This window comes from Pseudomonas sp. A0308, from assembly GCF_044218815.1.
Lineage (GTDB): Bacteria > Pseudomonadota > Gammaproteobacteria > Pseudomonadales > Pseudomonadaceae > Aquipseudomonas > Aquipseudomonas iridis.
This window is the reverse complement of record NZ_CP162581.1, coordinates 1,567,236-1,592,013: the sequence shown is the minus strand read 5'-3', so window position 1 is coordinate 1,592,013 and position 24,778 is coordinate 1,567,236. Positions and strand designations below refer to the sequence as shown.

The 24,778-nt window shown below is 59.6% G+C and carries 24 protein-coding genes; 11 read left to right on the top strand and 13 right to left on the bottom strand.

Annotated elements, in window-relative coordinates; translation table 11 throughout:
- Window positions 1-2: 2 nt before the first annotated feature.
- From AB4P92_RS07425 to AB4P92_RS07395, 7 genes are all read left to right on the top strand, one after another.
- The gene (locus tag AB4P92_RS07425; protein WP_115147811.1) at window positions 3-1,991 is read left to right on the top strand and encodes a heme lyase CcmF/NrfE family subunit; all 1,989 of its coding nucleotides are present in this window, start codon (window positions 3-5) and stop codon (window positions 1,989-1,991) included.
- Window positions 1,988-2,524 (top strand): DsbE family thiol:disulfide interchange protein, encoded by a 537-nt coding sequence (locus tag AB4P92_RS07420; protein WP_042558262.1) that lies wholly within the window; start codon window positions 1,988-1,990, stop codon window positions 2,522-2,524. The genes AB4P92_RS07425 and AB4P92_RS07420 overlap by 4 nt, the downstream gene beginning before the upstream one ends.
- Window positions 2,521-2,994, top strand: a complete 474-nt coding sequence (locus AB4P92_RS07415; protein WP_042558263.1) for a cytochrome c-type biogenesis protein — start codon at window positions 2,521-2,523, stop codon at window positions 2,992-2,994. Before AB4P92_RS07420 ends, AB4P92_RS07415 begins: the two co-directional genes overlap by 4 nt.
- On the top strand, window positions 2,987-4,186 hold the full coding sequence (ccmI, locus tag AB4P92_RS07410; RefSeq protein ID WP_261736950.1) for a c-type cytochrome biogenesis protein CcmI: 1,200 nt from the start codon (window positions 2,987-2,989) through the stop codon (window positions 4,184-4,186). Before AB4P92_RS07415 ends, ccmI begins: the two co-directional genes overlap by 8 nt.
- 24 nt (window positions 4,187-4,210) lie before the next feature.
- Window positions 4,211-4,618 carry a hypothetical protein gene (locus AB4P92_RS07405; protein WP_042558265.1) on the top strand — a complete coding sequence of 136 codons (408 nt, stop codon included), beginning with the start codon at window positions 4,211-4,213 and terminating at the stop codon, window positions 4,616-4,618.
- A gap of 207 nt (window positions 4,619-4,825) precedes the next feature.
- Window positions 4,826-5,038: a type II toxin-antitoxin system HicA family toxin gene (locus tag AB4P92_RS07400; RefSeq protein WP_115147809.1), complete on the top strand. Its 213-nt coding sequence runs from the start codon at window positions 4,826-4,828 to the stop codon at window positions 5,036-5,038.
- On the top strand, window positions 5,038-5,442 hold the full coding sequence (locus tag AB4P92_RS07395) for a type II toxin-antitoxin system HicB family antitoxin (protein ID WP_115147808.1): 405 nt from the start codon (window positions 5,038-5,040) through the stop codon (window positions 5,440-5,442). The genes AB4P92_RS07400 and AB4P92_RS07395 overlap by 1 nt, the downstream gene beginning before the upstream one ends.
- A gap of 67 nt (window positions 5,443-5,509) precedes the next feature.
- Here AB4P92_RS07395 and AB4P92_RS07390 read toward each other — a convergent pair whose 3' ends face one another.
- The 9 genes from AB4P92_RS07390 to gcl all read right to left on the bottom strand — a co-directional run bounded on the left by AB4P92_RS07390 (window position 5,510) and on the right by gcl (window position 16,823).
- Entirely contained in the window at window positions 5,510-6,697 is a 1,188-nt protein-coding gene (locus tag AB4P92_RS07390) for an MFS transporter (RefSeq protein ID WP_395599199.1), read from the bottom strand.
- Window positions 6,698-7,140: 443 nt separating this feature from the next.
- Window positions 7,141-8,139 carry a sulfate ABC transporter substrate-binding protein gene (locus AB4P92_RS07385; RefSeq protein ID WP_395599198.1) on the bottom strand — a complete coding sequence of 333 codons (999 nt, stop codon included), beginning with the start codon at window positions 8,137-8,139 and terminating at the stop codon, window positions 7,141-7,143.
- Window positions 8,140-8,239: 100 nt separating this feature from the next.
- Window positions 8,240-9,064, bottom strand: a complete 825-nt coding sequence (locus AB4P92_RS07380) for an ion transporter (protein ID WP_042558270.1) — start codon at window positions 9,062-9,064, stop codon at window positions 8,240-8,242.
- A gap of 21 nt (window positions 9,065-9,085) precedes the next feature.
- Window positions 9,086-10,000 (bottom strand): urea transporter, encoded by a 915-nt coding sequence (locus AB4P92_RS07375; protein ID WP_395599197.1) that lies wholly within the window; start codon window positions 9,998-10,000, stop codon window positions 9,086-9,088.
- A gap of 213 nt (window positions 10,001-10,213) precedes the next feature.
- The gene (gene pyk / locus AB4P92_RS07370; RefSeq protein WP_042558272.1) at window positions 10,214-11,629 is read right to left on the bottom strand and encodes a pyruvate kinase; all 1,416 of its coding nucleotides are present in this window, start codon (window positions 11,627-11,629) and stop codon (window positions 10,214-10,216) included.
- Window positions 11,626-12,900 (bottom strand): glycerate kinase, encoded by a 1,275-nt coding sequence (locus tag AB4P92_RS07365; RefSeq protein WP_395599196.1) that lies wholly within the window; start codon window positions 12,898-12,900, stop codon window positions 11,626-11,628. The genes pyk and AB4P92_RS07365 overlap by 4 nt, the downstream gene beginning before the upstream one ends.
- Window positions 12,901-13,069: 169 nt before the next feature.
- The gene (locus tag AB4P92_RS07360; RefSeq protein ID WP_042558274.1) at window positions 13,070-13,963 is read right to left on the bottom strand and encodes a 2-hydroxy-3-oxopropionate reductase; all 894 of its coding nucleotides are present in this window, start codon (window positions 13,961-13,963) and stop codon (window positions 13,070-13,072) included.
- Window positions 13,964-14,124: 161 nt separating this feature from the next.
- A complete protein-coding gene (gene hyi, locus AB4P92_RS07355; RefSeq protein ID WP_395599195.1) occupies window positions 14,125-14,907 on the bottom strand; it encodes a hydroxypyruvate isomerase in 783 nt (260 codons plus the stop codon).
- A gap of 140 nt (window positions 14,908-15,047) precedes the next feature.
- On the bottom strand, window positions 15,048-16,823 hold the full coding sequence (gene gcl / locus AB4P92_RS07350; RefSeq protein WP_395599194.1) for a glyoxylate carboligase: 1,776 nt from the start codon (window positions 16,821-16,823) through the stop codon (window positions 15,048-15,050).
- Between the two features lie 268 nt (window positions 16,824-17,091).
- Here gcl and AB4P92_RS07345 point away from each other — a divergent pair, with 268 nt between their 5' ends.
- Together AB4P92_RS07345 and AB4P92_RS07340 are read left to right on the top strand one after the other, a co-directional pair.
- The gene (locus AB4P92_RS07345; RefSeq protein WP_115147802.1) at window positions 17,092-17,532 is read left to right on the top strand and encodes a heme-binding protein; all 441 of its coding nucleotides are present in this window, start codon (window positions 17,092-17,094) and stop codon (window positions 17,530-17,532) included.
- 211 nt (window positions 17,533-17,743) lie between these two features.
- Window positions 17,744-18,202, top strand: a complete 459-nt coding sequence (locus tag AB4P92_RS07340) for an REP-associated tyrosine transposase (protein ID WP_395599193.1) — start codon at window positions 17,744-17,746, stop codon at window positions 18,200-18,202.
- 126 nt (window positions 18,203-18,328) lie between these two features.
- Here AB4P92_RS07340 and AB4P92_RS07335 read toward each other — a convergent pair whose 3' ends face one another.
- Entirely contained in the window at window positions 18,329-18,934 is a 606-nt protein-coding gene (locus AB4P92_RS07335; protein WP_047300297.1) for a TetR/AcrR family transcriptional regulator, read from the bottom strand.
- Window positions 18,935-19,069: 135 nt separating this feature from the next.
- Here AB4P92_RS07335 and AB4P92_RS07330 point away from each other — a divergent pair, with 135 nt between their 5' ends.
- Window positions 19,070-19,984 carry a DUF808 domain-containing protein gene (locus AB4P92_RS07330; RefSeq protein WP_261736955.1) on the top strand — a complete coding sequence of 305 codons (915 nt, stop codon included), beginning with the start codon at window positions 19,070-19,072 and terminating at the stop codon, window positions 19,982-19,984.
- A gap of 138 nt (window positions 19,985-20,122) precedes the next feature.
- Here AB4P92_RS07330 and AB4P92_RS07325 read toward each other — a convergent pair whose 3' ends face one another.
- Window positions 20,123-20,911, bottom strand: coding sequence for a VacJ family lipoprotein (locus AB4P92_RS07325; protein WP_047300299.1), 789 nt, complete (start codon window positions 20,909-20,911; stop codon window positions 20,123-20,125).
- Complete coding sequence (locus AB4P92_RS07320; protein ID WP_042558282.1) at window positions 20,904-22,202, bottom strand: serine/threonine protein kinase; 1,299 nt, start codon at window positions 22,200-22,202, stop codon at window positions 20,904-20,906. Before AB4P92_RS07320 ends, AB4P92_RS07325 begins: the two co-directional genes overlap by 8 nt.
- A gap of 224 nt (window positions 22,203-22,426) precedes the next feature.
- Here AB4P92_RS07320 and AB4P92_RS07315 point away from each other — a divergent pair, with 224 nt between their 5' ends.
- The gene (locus tag AB4P92_RS07315; RefSeq protein ID WP_395599192.1) at window positions 22,427-22,795 is read left to right on the top strand and encodes a hypothetical protein; all 369 of its coding nucleotides are present in this window, start codon (window positions 22,427-22,429) and stop codon (window positions 22,793-22,795) included.
- Between the two features lie 106 nt (window positions 22,796-22,901).
- Here AB4P92_RS07315 and AB4P92_RS07310 read toward each other — a convergent pair whose 3' ends face one another.
- Window positions 22,902-24,497, bottom strand: a complete 1,596-nt coding sequence (locus AB4P92_RS07310) for a glycosyl hydrolase family 17 protein (protein WP_395599661.1) — start codon at window positions 24,495-24,497, stop codon at window positions 22,902-22,904.
- Between the last annotated feature and the right edge of the window lie 281 nt (window positions 24,498-24,778).

The following is a 24,778-nucleotide window of genomic DNA, read 5'->3' as shown; positions in this document are numbered from 1 at the left end:
TGATGACTTCCGCAATCTTTATTCCCGAGCTCGGCCATCTGGCGATGATTCTGGCGCTGTGTTTTGCGCTGGTGCAGGCCGTGGTGCCATTGGTCGGTGCCTGGCGCGGTGACCGTTTCTGGATGAGTCTGGCCCAGCCGGCCGCGTGGGGGCAGTTCGCGTTTCTGCTGTTCGCCTTCGGCTGCCTGACCTACGCATTCATGGCCGATGACTTCTCCGTCGCCTATGTGGCCAACAACTCCAACAGCGCGTTGCCGTGGTATTACAAATTCAGCGCGGTGTGGGGCGCCCACGAAGGCTCGTTGCTGCTGTGGGCATTGATCCTCGGCGGCTGGACGTTCGCCGTGTCGGTGTTCTCGCGCCAGTTGCCGCAAGTGATGCTCGCCCGTGTGCTGGCAGTGATGGGCATGATCAGCACCGGTTTCCTGCTGTTCCTGATCCTCACGTCCAACCCGTTCAAACGCATCCTGCCGCAAATGCCCAGCGATGGCGCTGACCTGAATCCCTTGTTGCAAGACATCGGCCTGATCGTTCACCCGCCGATGTTGTACATGGGTTACGTCGGGTTTTCGGTGGCGTTCGCGTTCGCCATCGCGGCATTGATGGGCGGTCGTCTTGATGCGGCGTGGGCGCGCTGGTCGCGTCCCTGGACCATCGTTGCCTGGGCCTTTCTCGGTATCGGTATCACCCTCGGATCGTGGTGGGCTTACTACGAACTCGGCTGGGGCGGCTGGTGGTTCTGGGACCCGGTGGAAAACGCCTCGTTCATGCCATGGCTGGTCGGTACCGCGCTGATTCACTCGCTGGCGGTTACCGAGAAACGTGGCGTGTTTAAAAGCTGGACGGTGTTGCTGGCGATTGCCGCTTTCTCGCTGAGCCTGCTTGGTACGTTCCTGGTGCGTTCCGGTGTGCTGACTTCGGTGCATGCATTTGCGTCCGACCCGGAGCGCGGCGTGTTCATCCTGATCTTCCTGCTGTTTGTCGTCGGTGGTTCGCTGACCCTGTTTGCGTTGCGCGCACCGGTCGTAAAAAGCCAGGTCGGGTTCAACCTGTGGTCGCGTGAAACGCTGCTGCTGGGCAACAACCTGGTACTGGTCGTGGCGGCGTCAATGATCCTGCTTGGCACGTTGTATCCGCTGATTCTCGATGCCTTGAGCGGCGCCAAACTGTCGGTCGGACCGCCATACTTCAACGCGTTGTTCATTCCGTTGATGGCGTTGTTGATGATGGTGATGGCGGTGGGCATGCTCGTGCGCTGGAAAGACACGCCGGTGAAATGGCTGTTGAACATGCTGGCCCCGGTGCTGCTCGGCAGCGTTGCTCTGGCCGTGATCGCCGGTATTGCTTACGGCGATTTCAACTGGGCGGTGATCGCCACCTTCCTGCTCGCCGCGTGGGTATTGCTCGCCGGTGTGCGCGACATCTTCGACAAGACGCGCCACAAAGGCCTGATCAAAGGCCTGCCAACGCTGACTCGCAGCTATTGGGGCATGCAGATCGCTCACCTCGGTATCGCCGTTTGCGCGTTGGGCGTGGTGTTGTCGAGCCAGAACAGTGCCGAGCGCGACCTGCGTCTGGCACCGGGCGAGTCGATGGATCTGGGCGGATATCAGTTTGTGTTCGAAGGCGCCAAGCACTTCGAAGGGCCGAACTTCACGTCCGACAAAGGCACAATCCGGGTGATCCGTGACGGCAAGGAAATCAGCGTACTGCACCCTGAGAAGCGTCTGTATACGGTGCAGAATTCGGTGATGACCGAAGCCGGAATCGACGCCGGTTTCACCCGTGACCTCTACGTCGCATTGGGTGAACCGCTGGAAAACGGCGCCTGGGCGGTGCGCGTACACGTCAAACCGTTCGTGCGCTGGATCTGGTTCGGCGGCTTGCTGACAGGTTTCGGCGGGTTGCTGGCGGCGATGGATCGACGCTACCGAGTCAAGGTTAAAGCCCGGGTGCGTGAAGCGCTGGGCATGGAAGGAGCGGCTGCATGAGACGTTGGTTGATGCTGGTGCCCCTGGCGATTTTTCTGCTGGTGGCGGTATTCCTTTATCGCGGTCTGTACCTCGATCCGGCGGAACTGCCGTCGGCCATGATCAACAAGCCATTTCCGGAGTTTTCCCTGCCAAACGTGCAGGGTGATAAAACCCTGACCAAAGCCGATATTCTCGGCAAACCGGCACTGGTTAACGTCTGGGGCACCTGGTGCATTTCCTGCCGGGTCGAGCATCCGGTGCTGAACAAGCTCGCCGAACGCGGGGTGGTGATCTACGGCATCAACTACAAGGACACCAACGCCGATGCCTTGAAGTGGCTGGCCGAGTTCCACAATCCTTATCAGCTCGACATCCGTGACGACGATGGCTCGCTGGGTTTGAACCTTGGTGTTTATGGCGCGCCGGAAACCTTTTTCATCGACGCCAAGGGCATCATCCGCGACAAGTACGTCGGTGTGATCGACGAGCAGGTCTGGCGCGAAAAACTCGCGGCCAAGTACCAGGCGCTGGTCGATGAGGCCAAGCCATGAAGCGCTTTTTAGCTGCCCTGGTGCTGGGTTTGAGTCTGGTCGGCGTGGCTCACGCGGCCATCGACACTTACGAGTTTGCCAAAGAAGGTGATCGCGAGCGTTTCCGCGAACTGACCAAGGAACTGCGTTGCCCCAAGTGCCAGAATCAGGACATCGCTGACTCCAATGCACCGATTGCCGCTGACCTGCGCAAAGAGATTTTCCGCATGCTGGGCGAGGGCAAGGACAATCAGCAGATCATCGACTTCATGGTCGATCGCTACGGTGATTTCGTCCGCTACAAACCCGCGCTGAACGCCAAGACCGCGCTGCTGTGGTTTGGCCCGGCCGGTCTGCTGCTCGGTGGTTTTGTGGTGATCGCCGTGATCGTCCGCCGCCGTCGCGGACAACGCGCCGAGACACCGCAATCGCTGTCTGCCGAAGAACGTCAGCGCCTCGACCAACTGTTGGATAAAACCAAGAATGATTGATTTCTGGCTCGCCGCAGGGCTGTTGCTACTGGTCGCCCTGAGTTTTCTGCTGATCCCGGTATTGCGTGAACGTCGCGCCCAGCGTGAAGAGGATCGAACTGCCCTGAACGTCGCGCTCTATCAGGAGCGCGTTGCCGAGTTGCAAACGCAACAGGCCGAAGGCGTACTCGATGCCGTGCAAATGGACAGCGGCCGCGCTGAAGCCGCGCGTGAACTGCTCGCCGATACCGAAGGTGTCGTTGCGCCGCGGGTGTCCCGACTGGGCAAGCCGTTGCCGCTGCTGGCTGCCGTGTTGGTGCCGGTATTGGGCCTGGCGCTGTACTTGCACTTTGGCGCCGCCGACAAGGTTGAACTGACCCGCGAATTCGCCCAGGCGCCGCAGTCGATGGAAGAGATGACCCAGCGTCTGGAGCGCGCCGTTGCCGCGCAACCGGATTCCGCTGAAGGCCTCTACTTCCTCGGCCGTACCTACATGGCTCAGGAGCGTCCGGCGGACGCGGCGAAGATGTTCGAGCGCGCTGCCAACCTCGCCGGTCGCCAACCGGAGTTGCTTGGTCAGTGGGCGCAGGCACAGTATTTTGCCGACGGTAAAAAGTGGTCGGACAAGATTCAGGCCCTGACCGACGAAGCACTGAAGGCTGATCCGAAAGAAGTGACCAGTCTCGGCCTGCTCGGCATCGCCGCGTTTGAAGGCGAGCGTTATCAGCAAGCCATCGATTACTGGAACCGCTTGCTGGCGCAACTGCCGCCGGACGACAAATCCCGGGCCGCGCTGCAAGGTGGAATCGAACGTGCAGCCGAGCGTCTCAAGGCCAGTGGCGGCACAGTCGCTGAGGCCACAGCGCCGAAAGCCGCGTTGTTGAAAGTCCGCGTCGATCTGGCCAGCGAACTCAAAGGCAAGGTGCAACCGGGCGACAGCGTGTTCATTTTCGCCCGCGCTACGTCCGGCCCGCCGGCGCCATTGGCGGCCAAGCGCCTGACCGTGGCTGATCTGCCAGTGACTGTCGAACTGGGGGATGCCGATGCGATGATGCCGCAGTTGAAACTGTCGAACTTCCCTGAAGTCCAACTGGTTGCGCGCGTCTCCCGTGCCGGCCAGCCGACTGCTGGTGAATGGGTCGGTCGCAGCGGGCCTTTGCCCAGCAGCACCACCGCGCCGCAAAAACTGACCATCGACAGCCCGGATAAATAACCGGAACCAGAGGAACGCACCGACATGCACACCATCGCCCGAATCACAGTCCTCACACTGGCCCTGGGCATGAGTGCATGTGCGGTGCAGCAACGACCGGAACCGACTACCAACCTGCCGCCGATTCCGCCATCACAGCCAAGCCCGACCCCGTCGACTTCGCCGACCCCAGGCAAAAGCATCCCGGCCAAACCGGCAAAACCCGTCCCGCGCACCTCGGCCAGCTTCGCCCCACCACCGGGCGGCAACAGCCACTGGGATCAGAAACTCGGCGTTTACGTTCTCGACGATCAGACCAATACGTTCTATCGCCAGCGCACCTACTACCGCTGGAACAACGGCTGGAGCCGCGCGGTCAGCCCCAACGGCCCATGGGAAGACACCAACATCCACGGCGTACCTCCGGGGTTGGGCAAGAAATTCGGGCAGTAATGAAAACGGCGATCTTCGGATCGCCGTTTTGCTGTGTGCATGTTGGTTTTACACAAAAATTGCTCATGGAAGTGCTGCACAAAGCTCAGGGTTTAGCGGTTTCAATCACACCCTGTAAAACAACCAGACGTCGTTCTGCCAATTTCTGTGCTTGAGTAAAGATAACTCTAGAGTTATTTTTAACGGGCCTTGGCAAGGAGGCGATTGGTGCAAAGCAGGTTATTGATCAAGGAACTGGAGGAAGCGGGCTGGACGCTGGATCGTGTCACCGGCAGTCATCACATCTTCAGGCACCGTTACAACCCGAACACGATTCCCGTCCCGCATCCGAAAAAGGATCTGCCATTGGGAACGGTCAAAAGCATCAGGAGGCGTGCCGGGTTGTACAACCCGCCAGCCATCTATGAAGGAGATCCATAATGCAATATCCAATCTGCATCGAGTGGGGCGATGAGAGCACCGCCATTGGTATTCAGATCCCCGATATTCCTGGCGCCGTCACGGCCGGGGATACCTTTGAAGATGCGTACAACGCAGCGGTAGAGATTGCACACCTCATGCTGCAAGAGATTGCGGCGGATGGGCATTCGATCCCGTTGCCGACCTCGGCGGCGGCACATCGCAATAATCCGGAATTCGCCGAGATGGGCTGGGGCATGCTGGAGCTGGATATCTCGCCGTATCTGGGCAAGACCGAAAAGGTCAATGTGACGCTGCCCGGTTACGTGATCCAGCGAATCGACCGTTATGTGCGCGAGCACAACGTCAAAAGCCGCTCCTCGTTTCTGGCGGATGCGGCGATGGAAAAATTGGTTCGGTATTGACGGCAACGCCCCACAGGGTCAGTGCTTAACCTGTGGGGGCGAGTCTGCTGGCGATATTTTTAGCGTGTCAGGCAGCCGCCAGTGAGCGCTTTTCAGAAACACTCAAAAATCGCAGCAACGCCAGCAACGGAAATACGCTGCCGACAATCACGATCCATAACCAACCGCCATGCTCATACACCGCGCTGGCCACCGACGAGCCGAAAGCGCCGCCGATGAAGATACTGGTCATGTACAGCGCGTTCAGACGACCACGGCTTTTTGCGTCCAGCGAGTACACCGCACGCTGGCCGAGCACCATGTTCATCTGCACGCAGAAGTCGAGGACGACGCCGGTCACGGCCAGGCCGATGACGCTGTAGGCCGGGTGGATGAAGGCGGGCAGGAAGCTCAGGCTGGCGAACAGCATGGCCAGCAAGGACGCGATTCGGGTGTGGCCGGCGTCGGCCAGGCGGCCGCTGATCGGCGCGGCGATGGCACCGATGGCGCCGACCAGGGCGAAGATCGCAATCTCGGTTTGCGACAGGCCATGATTGCGCGCCAGTTCCAGCGGCACTGCGGTCCAGAACAGGCTGAACGCGGCGAACATGCAGCCCTGATAAAACGCACGCTGACGCAGCACCGGTTGCTGGCGCAGCAGCGTCCACAACGAGCCGAGCAGTTGTCCATAGGATGCGCTGTGATCCGGTTGGCGCTTGGGGACTGTCAGCGCCAACACCACGCTGATCGCCGCCATCAACGCCGCCGCGATCATGAACATCGCCCGCCAGCCCAAGTGGTCGGCCACCACGCTCGATACCGGTCGCGCCAACAGGATGCCCAGCAACAAACCGCCCATGATTCCGCCGACAACGCGACCGCGAGATTCCTCAGGCGCCAGATGCGCGGCCAATGGAATCAGGATCTGCACCGACACCGAACTGAAGCCCACCAGCAACGAGATCAGCAGAAACAGGTTGGGTTGATCGGTGAACGCCGCAGCCAGCAGGCTGGCGATAGCGACTAACGTGGTGGTGATCATCAACCGGCGGTTTTCCAGCAGGTCCGCCAACGGCACCAGAAAGAACAGGCCCAGCGCGTAGCCGATCTGCGTCAGCGAGACGATGAAACTGGCCATGGTGTCGGTCAGACCGATGTCCGGCGCGATCAGGCCGATGATCGGCTGCGCGTAGTAGATGTTGGCAACGATGGCGCCGCAGCAAAAAGCGAACAGCAGAACCATGCCTCGGGTCATTGCGTGAGTCGTGGCGGTCATAGGGTTTCTCGATCCAGCGAAAGGAATGCGGTGAGGCTATGGGACAAACCGGGCGGGCAGAAGACGCCTTTGGTTGATATCAGTTATCAAGGTGCGCAATGTTGGGGTGTTTCAGCGTTTCATCCTGGATGGACTGGCGTCCGACTGGTGAGCGCCGATGATACATTCACTTACATCTGTTCGATAGCGTGCTTATGATCACACGCTCCCCCCTCACCCTAGCCCTCTCCCGAGGGAGAGGGAACTGATAGGGGGATGCTTGAGAAATACGCCAACCTGAACGAGCGTGACCGAATCCATAATCGCCACAATCTTTCAGGTCGACGCATGATTCAGAACGACGTGGTCGGCTCCCTCTCCCTCGGGAGAGGGCTGGGGTGAGGGGATGCTGGACACAAAAAAGGCGACCTGCCGAGGTCGCCTTTTTCATTGCTACTTAAGCCTTACTGCCCCGTGTAAATCTGATCAAACACCCCACCGTCATTGAAGTGAGTCTTCTGCACGGTGCGCCAGTCACCAAAAGTCTTCTCCACCGAAAGGAAATCGACTTTCGGGAAACGATCGGTGTACTTCGCCAGCACCGCCGGATCACGCGGGCGCAGGTAGTTGGCGGCAGCAATTTCCTGACCTTGTGGCGACCACAGGTACTTCAGATATTCATCAGCCGCCGCACGCGAGCCTTTCTTGTCGACGACTTTGTCGACCACGGAAACCGGTGGCTCGGCCTCAGCGGAGACACTTGGGTAGACGACTTCAAACTGATCACGGCCAAACTCGCGGGCGATCATTTCGGCTTCGTTCTCGAAGGTCACCAGCACGTCGCCGATCTGGTTGGTCATGAAGGTGGTGGTGGCGGCGCGACCACCGGTATCGAGCACCGGCGCTTGCTTGAACAGTTTGCCGACGAAGTCCTTGGCCTTGTTCTCGTCACCGCCGTTCTTCAGCACATAGCCCCATGCCGACAGGTAGGTATAGCGGCCGTTGCCCGACGTTTTCGGGTTCGGCACGATCACTTGTATGCCGTCCTTGAGCAGATCCGGCCAGTCTTTCAGGGCTTTCGGGTTGCCTTTGCGGACGATGAACACGGTGGCGGAAGTGAACGGCGCGCTGTTGTTCGGCAGGCGTGTGACCCAGTTCTCCGGCACCAGTTTGCCGTTGTCGGCGAGGGCGTTGATGTCAGTTGCCATGTTCATGGTGATGACGTCAGCCGGCAGGCCGTCGATCACCGATCGCGCCTGTTTGCTTGAACCGCCGAAGGACATCTGCACAGTGATGTTTTCGTTGTGCTCGGCTTGCCAGTGTTTCTGGAACGCAGTGTTGTAGTCCTTGTAGAAATCGCGCATCACGTCGTACGAAACGTTGAGCAGGGTCGGTGCGGCTTGAGCCACGCTGCCGAACGCGAGACCAGCGGCGAGAAGTGAGGCGCCAAAGAGTTTTTTCACTGCGCATTCCTTGTTGTGTCTGCTACAGGGGAGTGATGTTTAATTGCCACTGACTATAACGGGTCGGACATAGTCGTTTAAAGATTAAAAAACTCTTTGCTTATTCCATTTTTTTGAAAAGCGCGTTGCCACATCGCGAGCAAAACGCGGCGCCATGTTCGTGGCTGTTCTTCTTGCACACAGGGCAATCATGTTGCAGCTGTTCACCGCGCATGGCGTTGGCCAGTTCGGCGGTGAAAATCCCGGTTGGCACGGCGATGATCGAGTAACCGGTGATCATCACCAGCGACGAAATCACCTGACCCAGAGGCGTTTTCGGCACGATGTCGCCAAAACCCACGGTGGTCAGCGTCACGATAGCCCAATAGATGCCTTTGGGAATGCTGGTGAAACCGTGCTCCGGGCCTTCGATCACGTACATCAACGTACCGAACACCGTCACCAGCGTGCAGACACTGACCAAAAACACCACGATTTTCTGTTTGCTGCCGCGCAGCGCCGACATCAGGTAATTGGCTTGCTTGAGGTACGGACTGAGCTTGAGCACGCGGAAAATCCGCAACATGCGGATGATGCGAATAATCAGCAGGTACTGCGCATCGCTGTAATACAGCGCGAGAATGCCCGGCACGATCGCCAGCAAATCAACCAGCCCGTAAAAACTGAAGGCATAGCGCAGCGGCTTGGGCGAACAGTAAAGACGCAGGATGTACTCACCGAGAAAGATGATCGTGAAACCCCACTCGATGTAGGCCAGCACGTTGGCGTAGTTCTGGTGAATGCTGTCGATGCTGTCGAGCATCACGATCACCAGACTGGCGAGGATGATCAACAGCAAAATGCCGTCGAAGCGCCGTCCGGCGAGGGTGTCGCTCTGGAAAATCATGACGTAAAGCCGTTCACGCCAGTTGCTGCTGCTGTCCATGAATAATGCCTGAATCAAAGATCAGCGCAGCCTAGGTTGATTCTCCCCCTGAGCGCAAGGCGTGCTGTCGACGTTGGCTTTGCCAAGCATCTGGATACCGGCGCGGATCAGCCAGCAGGCCAGGATGAACGGCGCGGTCAAAGTGGCCAGCCCCATGGCGGCGAACAGCGGTGTGATCAGCAATGCCAGGACGATGCCGAGCAATGGCAACCACGGTTGTTCGCGTTTAGCACTGAAGGCGAGGGCGGCGAGCACGGCGTTGTAGCTGCCCAGGCCCAGCAGCGCGGAACTGGTTTCGTGGTGCAGCAAACTGGACGCCAGACCGATTGCAGAAGCCAGCAGTGCCCAGGCAAAAGCGCGGCGATCAGCGATCAGCAAACCGATGGCAATCAACCCCCCGGCCAATGGATGCCCGAGGAACATCACCTGTCCTAGCCCTTTGAACTCGGCTGCGAACAGATTGATCAGGTTCATCTCGACGTGAGCTATCGGCGCCGACGGTTCGGCGAACAGCAGTAACACCCAACTCATGGCCACGAACGGGGAGGTGTAGGCCGGTATGGATCGGTTGCGGTACACATGTTTGAGCCATTGTTGCGTGAGCATCGCGCTCAAGCCGCCGGCGGCGAGAATCAGCGGCGGCAGCAGCGGTGACCACGGGAAATACAGGCTCAGCAACAAACCAAGCAGGACGCCGTTGTAACTGAACAACCCGGCCTGGCGATCAGCCTTGGCGTAGTTGCGCCGTTGCGCGGTGAGCAATCCGGCGACGGCGCCGAGCAGCGCACCGGCGAACAGCACAGGCGCGGTCAGCAGGATCGCCAGCAGACACAGCAGGCCGCACAGTGGATGGCGCTGGAGGAATATCTGACTGAAACCGTTGAGCAAAGCCTCGGCCCAGTCGGGGCAGTGGGTATTGAAATGTTTGGCAGGCATGGCAGTTCTGAAGTCAAAGAAACCGGGTCACCCGCATCGCCAGCAGGCTGGCTCCCACACTGAATCTCTGTTCAGTCTTGATCTTGTGAACGACACAAAACCCATGTAGGAGCCAGCCTGCTGGCGATGAGGCCAGTTGTAGCGCTCAAGCATTTTGATTGAAGGAATTACCGCTATTCCCCCAGGTGCTTTTTGAGCTTGAAACGGTGTGGCTTAAATCAATGTTTCGATACGCAGCGAGTTCGTCGACCCCGGCTGCCCAAACGGCACGCCGGCAGTGATCAGCAGCGTGTCACCACGCTCGGCCATTCCCTGCGCCTGGGCGATTTCCAGCGCGGTCGAGCAGACTTCATCGACCTGACGCAGGCGATCGTTGACCACCGAGTGAATGCCCCATGCCACGCTCAAACGGCGCGCGGTCTGCAGGTTCGGCGTCAGGTTGAGGATCGGTGCTTTCGGCCGTTCCCGCGATGCACGCAGGCTCGATGCGCCCGACTCGCTGTAGTTGACCAAAACGGCCACCGGCAACACGTTGCTGATGCGCCGGATCGCGCAACTGATCGCATCGGACACGGTGGCCTCAGCCTTCGGCCGACTGACGTCCAGTTGTGTCTGATAATCCGGACCGTTTTCCACCTGGCGGATGATCTTGCTCATCATCTGCACAGCTTCCAGCGGATACTCGCCGGACGCGGTTTCCGCCGACAGCATGACCGCATCGGCACCTTCGGCCACCGCGTTGGCAACGTCGGTGACTTCGGCGCGAGTCGGGGCAGGGGAGAAGCGCATCGACTCGAGCATTTGCGTCGCGACGACGACAGGTTTGCCGAGTTCGCGGCAGGTGGTGATGATGTTTTTCTGGATCTGCGGCACGCTCTCGGCCGGGACTTCTACGCCCAGATCACCGCGAGCCACCATGATCGCGTCGCTCAGTTCGGCGATTTCACGCAGTTGCTCAACCGCCGACGGCTTCTCGATTTTCGCCATCAGGAACGCTTTGTCACCGATAAGTGCGCGGGCCTCGAGAATGTCTTGAGGGCGCTGCACAAACGACAGCGCGACCCAATCCACGCCCAGCTCCAGACCGAAACTCAGGTCACGGCGATCCTTGGCGGTCAGCGGGCTGAGTTCGAGCACCGCTTGTGGCACGTTCACGCCTTTGCGATCCGACAGTTCGCCGCCATTGAGCACGGTGGTGTCGATCGCGTCGGCGTATTTGGTGACCACGCGCAGGCGCAGTTTTCCGTCGTCGAGCAGCAGATCCATGCCCGCTTCCAGCGCTTCGATAATCTCCGGATGGGGCAGGTTGACCCGACGCTCATCGCCCGGTGTTGCGTCCAGATCGAGACGGAATGCCTGGCCGCGATGCAACTGCACCTTGCCGTCAGCGAATTTGCCGACGCGCAGTTTCGGCCCTTGCAGGTCCATCAGAATGCCCAGCGGATAGTTGAGCTGGCGCTCGACTTCGCGAATCCACTGATAGCGCTTGGCGTGGTCGGCGTGATCACCGTGGCTGAAGTTGAGGCGGAAGATATTGACCCCGGCCTCGACCAGTTCGCGGATAGCGTCAATGCCATCGACCGCAGGCCCGAGGGTGGCGAGGATTTTGACCTTTTTATCAGGCGTCATGATTTAGAGTTCTCAAGGATCAGAATGGCGCGGAAGTCGTTGACATTGGTGCGGGTCGGCTCGGTGACGATCAGCGCGTCGAGTGCCTGGAAGTAGCCGTAGCCGTTGTTGTTATCCAGCTCGTCGCTGGCGCTCAGGCCAAGGGCGGCGGCGCGGGCGTAGCTGTCCGGGGTCATGATGGCGCCGGCGTTGTCTTCCGAGCCGTCGATGCCGTCAGTGTCACCGGCCAAGGCGTAGACGCCGGGCTGGCCCTTTAGGCTGTCGGTCAGGCTCAGGAGGAATTCGGCATTGCGACCGCCACGGCCATTGCCGCGCACGGTCACGGTGGTTTCGCCGCCGGAAAGGATCACGCAAGGTGCGGCCAGTGGCTGGCCGTGGTTGATGATCTGGCGGGCGATGCCGGCGTGGACTTTCGCCACTTCGCGCGATTCACCTTCCAGATCGCCGAGGATCAGCGTGCTGAAACCGGCCTGACGGCATTTCACCGCGGCGGCATCCAGCGATTGCTGCGGACGGGCGATCAACTGGAAATGACTGCGAGCCAGGCTCGGGTCACCGGGTTTGACGGTTTCCGACTCGGGGCTTTGCAGCCAGGTGCGTACCGACGCCGGGATCTCGATGCCGTAGCGCTTGATGATCGCCAAGGCTTCGGCTGACGTGCTCGGGTCGGCCACGGTCGGGCCGGAAGCGATGACCGTGGCGAGGTCGCCCGGTACATCGGAAATCGCATAGGTATAAACAGTCGCCGGCCAGCAGGCTTTGCCGAGTCGGCCGCCCTTGATCGCCGAGAGGTGCTTGCGCACGCAGTTCATCTCGCCGATGGTCGCGCCGGATTTGAGCAGGGCTTTGTTGATCGACTGCTTGTCGGCAAGCGTGATGCCTTCGGCTGGCAGGGCGAGCAGGGCAGAGCCGCCACCGGACAGCAGGAAGATCACGCGGTCGTCTTCGGTCAGGTTGCTGACCAGGTCCAGCACGCGTTTGGCTACGGCCAGACCGGCAGCGTCCGGCACTGGATGCGCGGCTTCGACCACTTCGATTTTTTCGCACGGGGCGCCGTGACCGTAACGGGTCACAACCAGGCCAGATACTTCACCCTGCCAGCAGCGCTCGACCACTTGCGCCATGGCGGCGGCGGCTTTGCCGGCGCCGATGACGATCACCCGACCGGTACGATCGGCTGGCAGACGGGCTTCGAGGACTTGCTGCGGATGGGCCGCGTCAATGGCTGTAGCAAACAGCTCGCGCAGCAGTTGTTGCGGATCGACCGACATGGCGGGCTCCCGGAATTCTTGTTATTGGGATAAAGCGACAACGGTGTAGCGACGCGGTCCTTGTGGGAGCTGGCTTGCCAGCGATTCAGGCGCTGCGGTCGTCAGGCAGACCGAGTTGATGCCATCGCGGGCAAGCCCGCTCCCACAGGGAGCGAGCCATAGGCGCAGATTATTTCTTGTCGCGAATCGAGAAGTTGGCCATGTGTTCCAGACCCTTGATCAGCGCCGAGTGGTCCCAGTTGCTGCCACCGATCGCCGCGCAGGTGCTGAACACTTGCTGAGTGTTGGCGGTGTTCGGCAGGTTGATGTTCAGCTCCTTGGCGCCCTGCAGGGCCAGGTTCAGGTCCTTCTGGTGCAGGCTGATGCGGAAGCCTGGATCGAAGGTGCCTTTGATCATGCGCTCGCCGTGTACTTCGAGAATCTTGGACGAGGCGAAACCACCCATCAGCGCCTCACGCACCTTGGCTGGATCCGCACCGTTTTTCGAAGCAAACAGCAGCGCTTCGGCGACGGCCTGGATGTTCAGGGCAACGATGATCTGGTTGGCGACCTTGGCGGTCTGACCGTCGCCATTGCCACCGACCAGGGTGATGTTCTTGCCCATGGCCTGGAACAGCGGCAATGCGCGTTCGAAGGCGTCGGCGTCGCCACCGATCATGATGCTCAGGGTCGCGGCTTTGGCGCCGACTTCACCGCCGGACACTGGCGCGTCGAGGTATTGCGCGCCTTTCTCGTTGATTTTCGCTGCGAAAGCTTTGGTGGCGGTCGGCGAGATGGAGCTCATGTCGATGACGATTTTGCCTTTGCTGATGCCTGCCGCAACGCCGTCGGCGCGGAACAGCACGTCATCGACCTGCGGGGTATCCGGCACCATGACGATGATGAATTCAGCTTCCTGCGCGACTTCGCGCGGATTGGCCAAAGCGACGGCGCCAGCGGCAACCAGGTCGGCAGGCGCGGCGTCGTGGTGCGCCGACAGGAACAGGCTGTGACCGGCTTTCTGCAGGTTCGCCGCCATTGGGTGGCCCATGATGCCGGTGCCGATAAATCCGATTTTAGCCATGAGAAAATCCTCTTGTTTTTGTCTTGCTCAAGCAAATAGGGGGAGTTGCTTTTATGTGGGAGCGAGCCTGCTCGCGAATGCGATATGCCAGGCGCCACTGATGGTGAATGTGCCGGCCTCTTCGCGAGCAGGCTCGCTCCCACAGGGTTTTTGCAGTGTTCTTAAATCGCGTTGTGGGTTTTCAGCCAGCCGAGGCCTGCTTCGGTGGTGGTCAGTGGCTTGTATTCACAGCCAACCCAACCCTGATAACCGATGCGATCAAGGTGTTCGAACAGGAAGCGGTAGTTGATTTCACCGGTGCCTGGCTCGTTACGCCCCGGGTTGTCCGCGAGCTGCACATGGTTGATCTCGCCCAGGTGCGATTGCAGGGTGCGGGCCAGATCGCCTTCCATGATTTGCATGTGATAGATGTCGTATTGCAGGAACAGATTGGCGCTGCCGACCTGCTCGCGAATCGACAGGGCTTGCGCCGTGTTGTTCAGGTAGAAGCCCGGAATGTCACGGGTGTTGATCGCTTCCATCACCAGTTTGATGCCCGCTGCTTGCAGCTTTTCGGCGGCGTACTTGAGGTTGGCGACAAAGGTCTTTTCAACGGTGGCATCGTCAACGCCCTGCGGACGAATACCGGCCAGGCAGTTGATCTGGGTGTTGCCCAGCACTTGTGCGTAAGCAATCGCCAGATCAACCCCGGCGCGGAACTCTTCAACCCGATCCGGCAGGCACGCGATACCGCGCTCGCCCTTGGCCCAGTCACCGGCCGGCAGGTTGAACAGCACTTGGGTCAGACCGTTGGCGTCGAGCCTGGCCTTGATTTCGGCAGAGCTGAAGTCGTACGGGAACAGGTATTCAACACCACTGAAACCAGCCTTGGCGGCGGCGTCGAAACGGGCAAGGAAATCCTGTTCGGTGAACAGCATGGACAGGTTGGCTGCGAAACGCGGCATGGTGGTCTCCCGTAAATCTTGTGAGGTTCCCCTCGTGGGAGCGAGCCTGCTCGCGAAAGCGGTCTGTCAGCCAACATCGGTGTTGGATATGAAGCCGTCTTCGCGAGCAGGCTCGCTCCCACAAGGAGAGCGGTCAGCAGTTAATCAAGCAGCGAAATCGCCGTTGGCGCATCGTTGCCGACCAGCGCCAGGTCTTCGAATTCGTTGACGGCGTTGATCTCGGTACCCATGGAGATGTTGGTCACACGCTCCAGAATGATCTCGACGATCACCGGCACCTTGAACTCTTCGATCATCTGTTCGGCCTTGCGCAAGGCAGGGGCGATTTCCGATGGTTCGAACACACGCAGTGCCTTACAGCCCAGGCCTTCGGCAACTGCGACGTGGTCAACACCGTAACCGTTGAGTTCCGGCGCGTTGAGGTTATCGAAGGACAGCTGCACGCAGTAGTCCATTTCAAACCCACGCTGTGCCTGACGAATCAGGCCCAGGTACGAGTTGTTCACCACGACGTGGATGTAAGGCAGTTTGAACTGAGCGCCGACCGCCAGTTCTTCGATCATGAACTGGAAGTCATAGTCCCCCGACAGGGCCACGACTTTACGGCTCGGATCGGCCTTGACCACGCCCAGTGCGGCCGGAATGGTCCAGCCCAACGGGCCAGCCTGACCGCAGTTGATCCAGTGACGCGGCTTGTAGACGTGCAGGAACTGCGCGCCGGCAATCTGCGACAGACCAATGGTGCTCACGTAGCAGGTGTCTTTGCCGAACACCTGGTTCATCTCTTCATACACGCGCTGCGGTTTGACCGGCACGTTGTCGAAGTGGGTCTTGCGGTGCAGGCTGGCTTTGCGCTGCTGGCAATCCTGCAGCCAGGCACTGCGATTTTTCAGCTTGCCGACCGCTTGCCACTCACGGGCGACTTCGATGAACACGGTCAGCGCGGCAGCGGCGTCGGACACGATGCCCAGATCCGGTGTGAATACGCGGCCGATCTGCGTGCCTTCGATGTCGACGTGAATGAACTTGCGACCTTCGGTATAGACGTCAACCGAACCGGTGTGACGGTTGGCCCAACGGTTACCGATACCCAACACCACGTCGGATTTCAGCATGGTCGCGTTGCCGTAACGGTGCGAAGTCTGCAGACCAACCATGCCGACCATCAGCGGGTGATCGTCCGGGATGGTGCCCCAGCCCATCAGGGTCGGGATGACCGGGATGCCGGTCAGTTCAGCGAATTCAACCAGCAGATCGCTGGCATCGGCGTTGATGATGCCACCGCCGGCCACCAGCAATGGACGCTCGGCCTGATCGAGCAGGGCCAAAGCCTTCTCGACCTGAACACGGGTCGCGGTCGGCTTGGCCAGCGGCAGAGGCTGGTAAGCGTCAATGTCGAATTCGATTTCGGCCATCTGCACGTCGAACGGCAGGTCGATCAGCACAGGGCCTGGACGGCCGGAGCGCATTTCAAAGAACGCTTTCTGGAACGCGTACGGCACTTGGCCCGGTTCCAGAACAGTGGTCGCCCACTTGGTGACTGGCTTGACGATGCTGGTGATGTCGACAGCCTGGAAGTCTTCCTTGTGCATACGGGCGCGGGGTGCCTGGCCGGTAATGCACAGGATTGGAATCGAGTCGGCCGAGGCGCTGTAGAGCCCGGTGACCATGTCGGTACCGGCAGGGCCGGAAGTCCCGATGCACACGCCGATGTTGCCGGCCTTGGTGCGGGTGTAGCCCTCGGCCATGTGCGAGGCGCCTTCAACGTGGCGAGCAAGGACGTGATCGATGCCACCGACTTTCTGCAAGGCGGAGTACAGCGGGTTGATTGCAGCGCCCGGAATGCCAAAAGCGGTATCAACCCCTTCACGGCGCATCACCAGAACGGCGGCTTCGATTGCTCTCATTTTGCTCATGGTTTTGTGCCTCTTTACGTTTTGTAATTGTATACAAGTGGCTTTGCGCAGAGTGTATTCACGGCGGACGGCGCAGGTCAATCCATTTTCTCAAGCGACTGTTTCATTCGTCGGAAGCCGGTTCTGCTGTGGCTTTTCGTCGCATGTGGCGCTTTTCGAGAATTATTGTATACAAAAAAATAACTCATTGTGTTCTATTTGTTGCATCGGACTGCGGCACTTAAGCGCAGCTCCACGACTTTCCCTATAACAAAATGAGGACGGCACCATGAGCGCTTTAACCTTGAAAGTCGCAGTCAACCTGGTCAACGAAGCCATCAGCGCAGGGCGGGGCATCAATGCCGCGCCGTTGACCATCGCGGTACTCGATACCGGCGGCCACCTGATCACCCTGCAACGCGAAGACGGCGCCAGCCTGCTGCGCCCGCAGATCGCCATCGGCAAAGCCTGGGGCGCGATTGCGCTGGGCAAGGGCTCACGCCTGCTGGCAGTGGATGCTCAACAACGCCCGGCATTCTTCGCGGCACTCAACAGCACGGGGCAGGGCAGCGTCGTGCCGGCACCGGGCGGTGTGTTGATCCGCGATCAGGCGGGGAATTTGCTGGGTGCGATCGGGATTAGCGGCGACCTGTCGGACATTGATGAGCAGGTGGCGATCAAAGCGGTGCAGGCGCTGGATTTGAGGGCGGATGGGGGGGTTGCTGCTTGATCTTAAGCGTCTGACTGATAGTCATCGCTGGCAAGCCAGCTCCCACATGGTTTTGTGTAGTTCACCCGTTCTGCGTTCAACACAAAAACCTGTGGGAGCTGGCTTGCCAGCGATGGCGGCCTGATGGACACATGAAGAAAAAAGACTAAGTCAGCCAGATGGATCACTGAGGTCTAGCCTTCTGATGAACTCATCATGAGGGGGCAATGGATTGCCTGATCTTCCTGCTCCACATCGTCTGCGAGCCGGCCGTTATGGCGAGCCCAACAGAGTCTATCTACTGACAACCAATACACTGAATCGCGAGCCGGTTTTTGCCGATTTTGCGTTGGGTAGATTGGTAGTTCACCAATTGCGCCGGGCACAAGATCTTGGGTTGGCAAAATCACTGGCGTGGGTAGTCATGCCTGACCACTTTCATTGGCTCGTTGAGCTGGAGAACTGCTCACTGCGCAAGCTGATGCGCGAGACCAAGTCCCTGATTACTCGGGAGGTGAATCTTTGTAGTGGCAGAAGTGGGCAGCTATGGCAGCAGGGCTATCATGACCGGGCACTTCGAAAGGAGGATGATTTGGTGAAAATGGCGCGGTATATCGTCGCAAACCCACTGCGGGCTGGTCTGGTTGAGAAGCTGGGCGACTATCCGCTGTGGGATGCCATTTGGATTTGATCTGACACCGGGTTGCCCCTATCGCTGGCAAGCCAGCTCCCACAGGGACCAGTGTCGTTCACAGAATTTGTGTTCGGCACAGAAACCTGAGGGAGCTGGCTTGCCAGCGATGGCCGCGACTCGGTCTCAATCCGGCTCACACCCCTTCAGCACCAACCGGGTAATCGTCTGCGCCGCCGCTTCATAATCCGCTTCATCCAGTTTGTCCTTGCCGGTGATCGCCGAGATCTGCCAGTCGAAGTCGGCGTAGGTCTGGGTGGCGGCCCAGATGCTGAACATCAGGTGGTTGGGGTCGATCGGGGCAATCTGGCCGCGGTCGATCCAGGTCTGGATGCAGTCGATGTTGTGCTTGGCCTGGCCGTTGAGCTGCTCGACCAGGTCGGCACTCAGGTGCGGGGCGCCGTGCATGATTTCGCTGGCGAACACCTTGGAAGCGAAGGGCAGGTCGCGGGAGATGCGGATCTTCGAGCGGATGTAGCCGCTGAGCACTTCGCTCGGCACGCCGTCCGCGTTGAACGGAGTCGAAGCCTGCAAGATCGGCACGATAATGCTTTCCAACACCTCGCGGTAGAGGTTTTCCTTGGACTTGAAGTAGTAGTAGACGTTGGGCTTGGGCAATCCTGCCTTCGCGGCGATGTCGCTGGTTTTTGTCGCAGCGAAGCCCTTGTCGGCAAACTCCTCACTGGCAGCACGCAGGATCAGTTCTTTGTTGCGCTCGCGGATTGTGCTCATAAACCCGGTGGTTCCTTGCCTGTTCTGGCGGTGGCGCATGGTAGCACCGGCCTCGCGCAGCGCTCAACAATGCCCCATGTGGCCTGCGGTCGCGTTATGCTTCGCAACATTCATACATAGAAGGAAACAGGATTCATGGCAGGAAGCAGTTTGCTGGTGCTGATCGACGATATCGCCGCCGTACTGGATGACGTTGCGTTGATGACCAAAATGGCCGCCAAGAAGACCGCCGGGGTGCTCGGCGATGATTTGGCGCTCAACGCCCAGCAGGTCTCCGGCGTGCGCGCCGAGCGGGAAATCCCGGTGGTGTGGGCGGTGGCCAAGGGCTCGTTCCTCAATAAACTGATTCTGGTGCCGTCGGCGCTGGCGATCAGTGCGTTCGTGCCGTGGCTGGTGACGCCGCTGTTGATGGTCGGTGGTGCGTATCTGTGCTTCGAAGGTTTCGAAAAGCTCGCGCACAAATTTCTGCACAGCAAGGCTGAAGATGACGCCGATCACGCGCAACTGAGCGCGGCCGTAGCCGATCCTGCGACTGATCTGGTGGCGTTCGAGAAGGACAAGATCAAAGGCGCGATCCGCACCGACTTCATCCTTTCGGCAGAAATCATCGCCATCACCCTGGGTGCCGTGGCTGGCGCCACGCTGACCCAGCAAGTGATCGTGCTGTCCGGCATCGCTATTGTCATGACCATCGGTGTGTATGGCCTGGTGGCCGGCATCGTCAAGCTCGACGACCTGGGTCTGTGGCTGACCCAGAAGCCGGGGCAAATGGCCCAAAAAATCGGCAACGGCATTCTGGTCGCCGCGCCCTACATGATGAAGGCTCTGTCGGTGATCGGCACGGCGGCGATGTTCCTGGTCGGCGGCGGCATCCTGACCCACGGCGTGCCTGTGGTTCATCACTGGATTGAAAGCGTCGGTGCAGCGGCGGGTAGCGCGGGGTTTGTGGTGCCGGTGCTGCTCAATGGTGTGGCGGGGATTATTGCCGGTGCGGTGGTGCTGGCGGTTGTGTCGGTAATCGGCAAGATCTGGAAAGCTGTGAAAGGCTAAAAAGATCGCAGCCTGCGGCAGCTCCTACAGGGTGTACTCCATCCCAATGTAGGGGCTGCCGTAGGCTGCGATTCTTTGATCTTTATGAAAAAAGGCCATTCGACTCGCATCGAATGGCCTTTTTTGTACCTGCCGAATCTACTCGGCAATCTGCAACTTGCGCGACTCGGTGTACACGTAGCGCACTTTCTCGTACTCGAACGGCGAGTTCAGCTGACCGTAGCGGAAGCCGGTCTGGTAGCGCTTGTCCACCGCGCGCAGGGCCCAGACTTCCGGGTGGTTGGAGCTGACTTCCGAGACGTTGAGGAAGTTGATCGCCGATTCGGTGGTGTAGTCCACGGCCAGACCTGCGGTGTCACGCAGGTTGGATGGGCCGAAAATTGGCAGGACGAAATACGCGCCGCCCGGTACGCCGTAGAAGCCCAGAGTCTGACCGAAGTCTTCGTTCTGACGCGGCAGGCCCATGGCGGTGGCCGGGTCCCACAGGCCGGCGATGCCGATCGTGGTGTTGAGCAACAGGCGCGCGGTGGTTTCCATCGAGCGCTGGCCTTTGAACTGCAGCAGGCTGTTGACCAGGTTCGGCACATCGCCAAGGTTATTGAAGAAGTTGCTTACGCCGGTGCGCAGGAAACCTGGCGTGACGTAACGATAGCCGTCGACTACAGGCAGAAACACCCATTGGTCGAAGCGATAGTTGAAGTGGTAAACCCGACGGTTCCACGACTCCAGCGGGTCATAGACGGCCAGCGCATTGAGCGTCGAACGTTCGAATTCACGCTGGTCCAGGCCCGGGTTGAACTTGAGTTTGGACAGCGGTTCCTTGAAACCGTCACTGTCGACCACCACCGGTGCGTTGGCTTTGCTGTTGTCGGCCTGGGCCACGCCTGCACAGAGGAACGCTGCTACCAGCAGGAGATATTTAGCCACGGAAGAACTCCAGCATCGCGTCGCTGTTGACGCGGTAGTTAATGTTGCCGCAATGGCCGCCCAGTGGATAAACGGTCAGGCGATCACCGAAGGTCTTGCGCAGGAAGCCGAGGTCGCCCGGGCCGAGAATCACGTCGTCGGCGTTGTGCATCACCGCGATTTTCGGGCTGTCGTGCAGGTAATCCTTGAGTGCGTACAGGCTGACCTGGTCGATCAGTTGCAGCAGGCTGCCGCCGTCGGTGCGCGCGCGCCACATCGGAATGACCTGTTCGGTCAGGTAGCAATCGAAGTCGCATTGCAGCGCACGCTTGAGGAACGGCGTGAGGCTGGTGCCTTCAGTGATCGGGTATTTCGGCGGGGTGATCAGGCCGCGACGGTTGATCAGGTCCGAGGTAAAGGCAATGTCGGCTGCCGAGAAGCGGAACGAAGTGCCGATCAGCATCGCCATCTGCTCGTTGCTCAGATGCTGCTTGGACTGCTGGAAGTCGTAAAGCAGGGCGTCATTGAGATCGATGTAGCCTTTCTGCTGGAAGTAGCGGGTCAGCTTTGCCAGCACCAGTTCATAAAAGGTGGTGCTGTTGTTGATGCCTTTAACCTCGGTCTGCACAAGTTTGTCGAGGTTGGTGATCGAGGTGTAGAGATTGACGGGCGGATTGAGCAGCAGAACTTTCTTGAAGTTGAAGCTGCGACGGGTCTCGTCCAGGTGCGCGACGAATGCGGCATCCAGCGCACCGAGGCTATAACCGGTGAGGTAATAGTCGGTGACCGGCACATCCGGATTTTGCGCCCGTACGGCCTGCATCACCCGGTACATGTCTTCGGCGTCTTCTTTGGTAATACCCGGCGTAGCGAAGCGGGACGCAGCGCTGATGAAGTCGAAGCTGGTCGGTGAAGACAGCTGCACGACGTGGTAGCCGGCCTTGTAGTAGAGCTTTTTCAGGTATTCGTTGAGGGTGCTGTCGAAGCGGGCGCCGGTGCCGGCGATCAGGAAGATCAGCGGCGCGGGTTTGTCCTGTTCGGCGATTCGGTAGGTCAGCTTCTTCACCGGCCAGAAGTTGTCCGGCAGGATGAACTCGCGCTCCGGACGCAGAGTGACGCTGCGGTCCGATTGATTGATGTCGTCGTCCAACGGCAGTTCCGGGCGCAAGTCCGGCGGAGTCGTGGCGATGGTCGCCTCGAACGGGTTGGTCAGGGGATAGCCATAACTGGCGGCGTCGATATCCACCGCCAGTGCGGACGCACTCAAAATAAGGCCGCTAAACAGCGCGGCGAAGCGCAAGGAATGGAGCATGACTGGATCCCTAAGAGGAAGGTGCCGAATGAAGTTCGCAGGCTATGACCACCGTGCTTGCGCCAAAGTGCCATGCCGCGGCACCAAACAGGCAGAATTCGGAGTAATAGTAGCTGGACGATACACTTTGCACTGATTGGATGCCTAGTTAACAGTTGTTATTGCTTGCGTATGGTTGGCGGCGGATTAAGCTGGCCGCCGATTTCCGAAGATTGGAGTGCTTCATGTCCCGCCGCTTGCCCGTGATTCTGTTACTCGTTTTGTTGCCATTGTGGCTGGCCGCCAGCTACGGCGCGCGTTATGGCTTCATGGAGGATGGCAAATGGGTGGGGATTTGCGTCGATGAGGCCAGCCGTTGGGAATGTCAGCTGCGAGCCAGTCTTGGGCTGATGATTCACTTCAAGGTATTGGGCTGGGCGGCACTGAGCTGTGCGCTGATCGGTTTTGTCGTGCCGGGGCGGGCAGGGTGGTGGTTGGCGGTGTTGGCGCTGGTGTTCGGGCTGCCGGCACTGGCGTTGTACAACACGACGTTGGCGGTGTTTGCCGGGGTGATTGCGGGGCTGCGCCTGGTCCGGGCGTCCCGTAGCGCATAACGGTCAGTCATCGCGGGCAAGCCCGCTCCCACAGGGTATTGGGGAACACCCAGATCTAATGTGGGAGCGAGCCTGCTCGCGAAGAGGCCGGCACAAACGCTGAAGATCAGCGGGTGCGAACGCGAAGGCAGCGCCACAAAGCCACAACCATCAACCCGCTGACCAGTGCCCAACCCCAGGCCTGCTGATTCTGCATGCCTTCCAGATACAACTGCGGCGCAATGCCGGCGCCTATGATGAACGTCAGCAGAGCAATCTCCCGACGCGGCACGTTCACCGGTCGGCAGAGATAAACCAGCGCCGGCAGCACAAATGCCATGGTGGCAAAGCTGCGATAACGTGCATCGAACACCATCTCGAGCATCATCACCGCAGCCGCAAATCCGGCGGCCGCCACCAGCCATCCGGCACGCCGTTCCAGCAGATTGAAGATGCGCTCACGCCAGCCCGTACGAGCGCTCAAGGTCAGCGCAGCATGCGCCAGCACCAACAGATTCAAGGCCGTCAGAAAGCCCACCCACAGCCATTCGCTGGCAAATCGTGTGGTCACAAATGCCAGATCACCCCAGGCCCCGATCGAGCAAGCGGCGAGGGCGCCTAACAGCGGCAGCACCAATGCCGAGCGCGTATTGCGCACCCGACCACCGAGAAACAGGGTGCCAAGGAAAATCAGACCGCCGACCGCCAGCCACTGCTTCCAGTGCGGCACGTTCGTCACCGGCCCCGCGAGTATGCCTTTGTCCTGACGGTCGGCATCGAACAACCCCCAATACCCGCCAACCGCGCCTTCACTGGCACGCTTCCATGGCTGATCGAAAGCTTCGATCAGGTTGTAATGCCAGCCTTCTTTCTCGGCCATGGCAACAAAACCACGAATGAACTTCGCTTCGTTGACCCGGCTCGGCAGTGCCGTCTCGCGCTGGCGACCTTCACTCGGCCAGCCGGTTTCGCCAATCATCAAGTCCTTGGGTGCGAACTTGTTGCCGAATACCTGGCGCACCTGCGCCACATGCTGCAGCGCCGCATCGATATTCGACGGATCGTCTTCCCAGTACGGCAGCAAGTGAATGGTCAGGAAATCCACCGCTGGCGCGACTTCCGGGTGTTTGAGCCAGAATTCCCAGACATCGGCGTACGTCACCGGTTGTTTGATCTGACTTTTGACCTTGTTGATCAGCTTCACCAGCTGTCCGCCGGTGACTTCCTTGCGCAGCAACACTTCGTTGCCGACGATCACCGAGCTGACCACGTCCGGGTTGGCGTTGGCCGATGCGATCAGTAGGTCGACTTCCTTCTCGCTTTCCACCGGGTTGCTGTTGACCCAGGCGCCGATCATCAATTTCAGGCCATGTTTACGCGCCAGATCCGGCAGTGCTTCAAGGCCGGTCATCGAGTAGGTGCGGATGCATTCGAAGCGGGTGGCGAGCAGGGCGAGGTCGGCGTCCATGCGCTCCGGGCGCAACTTGAACGGTACGTCGAATGGCGACTGGTCTTTGTCGAACGGGGTGTAGGAAGCGCATTGCAGCTTGTGCGTCGGTGTTGCGGCGTCCGGCAGGATCACCGGTTTGCCGAGGCCATACCAGAAGCCGCCGAAGGCAAACAGTCCGAGCAGGCAGGCGAAGAGATAAGGGAGAAAAGGAAAGCGGGGCGTCGCGGACATGGTCAGGCCGAGTGGCTGCAAAGCGACGCATGTTACCTGTATTTATCCGGCGGTAGGTGGCTCGCATGATTTTGACATGCAAAGTTCGGGCGGATTATTTGGCGTCATTTATATAGACGTGGTTAATGGCCTTCTAATGTCGTTTCTCGTTGCCTTGAGGTCGCTGGCAGAGCAGGTCGCCTCGGGCGTCAGGTTGATGATCGAAGTCGTCAGTAACCCTTATTGATAAATCGCGCTGATGTTCGAATGAGTGTGCGGTCGGGCGTGATGGGGGCGCTGTGCACCATAACAATACGTTGACGATGCCCGGCATCCGTCGGGCG

Coding starts and splice junctions, on each gene's coding strand:
- AB4P92_RS07330 (WP_261736955.1), top strand. CDS start 19,070: ATGGCAGGAAGCAGTTTGCTGGTGCTGATCGACGATATCGCCGCCGTA.
- AB4P92_RS07365 (WP_395599196.1), bottom strand. CDS start 12,900: ATGTCGGTCGATCCGCAACAACTGCTGCGCGAGCTGTTTGCTACAGCC.
- AB4P92_RS07380 (WP_042558270.1), bottom strand. CDS start 9,064: ATGGACAGCAGCAGCAACTGGCGTGAACGGCTTTACGTCATGATTTTC.
- AB4P92_RS07395 (WP_115147808.1), top strand. CDS start 5,038: ATGCAATATCCAATCTGCATCGAGTGGGGCGATGAGAGCACCGCCATT.
- pyk (WP_042558272.1), bottom strand. CDS start 11,629: ATGACGCCTGATAAAAAGGTCAAAATCCTCGCCACCCTCGGGCCTGCG.
- AB4P92_RS07425 (WP_115147811.1), top strand. CDS start 3: ATGACTTCCGCAATCTTTATTCCCGAGCTCGGCCATCTGGCGATGATT.
- AB4P92_RS07360 (WP_042558274.1), bottom strand. CDS start 13,963: ATGGCTAAAATCGGATTTATCGGCACCGGCATCATGGGCCACCCAATG.
- hyi (WP_395599195.1), bottom strand. CDS start 14,907: ATGCCGCGTTTCGCAGCCAACCTGTCCATGCTGTTCACCGAACAGGAT.
- AB4P92_RS07315 (WP_395599192.1), top strand. CDS start 22,427: ATGTCCCGCCGCTTGCCCGTGATTCTGTTACTCGTTTTGTTGCCATTG.
- AB4P92_RS07375 (WP_395599197.1), bottom strand. CDS start 10,000: ATGCCTGCCAAACATTTCAATACCCACTGCCCCGACTGGGCCGAGGCT.
- gcl (WP_395599194.1), bottom strand. CDS start 16,823: ATGAGCAAAATGAGAGCAATCGAAGCCGCCGTTCTGGTGATGCGCCGT.
- ccmI (WP_261736950.1), top strand. CDS start 2,987: ATGATTGATTTCTGGCTCGCCGCAGGGCTGTTGCTACTGGTCGCCCTG.
- AB4P92_RS07415 (WP_042558263.1), top strand. CDS start 2,521: ATGAAGCGCTTTTTAGCTGCCCTGGTGCTGGGTTTGAGTCTGGTCGGC.
- AB4P92_RS07335 (WP_047300297.1), bottom strand. CDS start 18,934: ATGAGCACAATCCGCGAGCGCAACAAAGAACTGATCCTGCGTGCTGCC.
- AB4P92_RS07390 (WP_395599199.1), bottom strand. CDS start 6,697: ATGACCGCCACGACTCACGCAATGACCCGAGGCATGGTTCTGCTGTTC.
- AB4P92_RS07345 (WP_115147802.1), top strand. CDS start 17,092: ATGAGCGCTTTAACCTTGAAAGTCGCAGTCAACCTGGTCAACGAAGCC.
- AB4P92_RS07405 (WP_042558265.1), top strand. CDS start 4,211: ATGCACACCATCGCCCGAATCACAGTCCTCACACTGGCCCTGGGCATG.
- AB4P92_RS07320 (WP_042558282.1), bottom strand. CDS start 22,202: ATGCTCCATTCCTTGCGCTTCGCCGCGCTGTTTAGCGGCCTTATTTTG.
- AB4P92_RS07420 (WP_042558262.1), top strand. CDS start 1,988: ATGAGACGTTGGTTGATGCTGGTGCCCCTGGCGATTTTTCTGCTGGTG.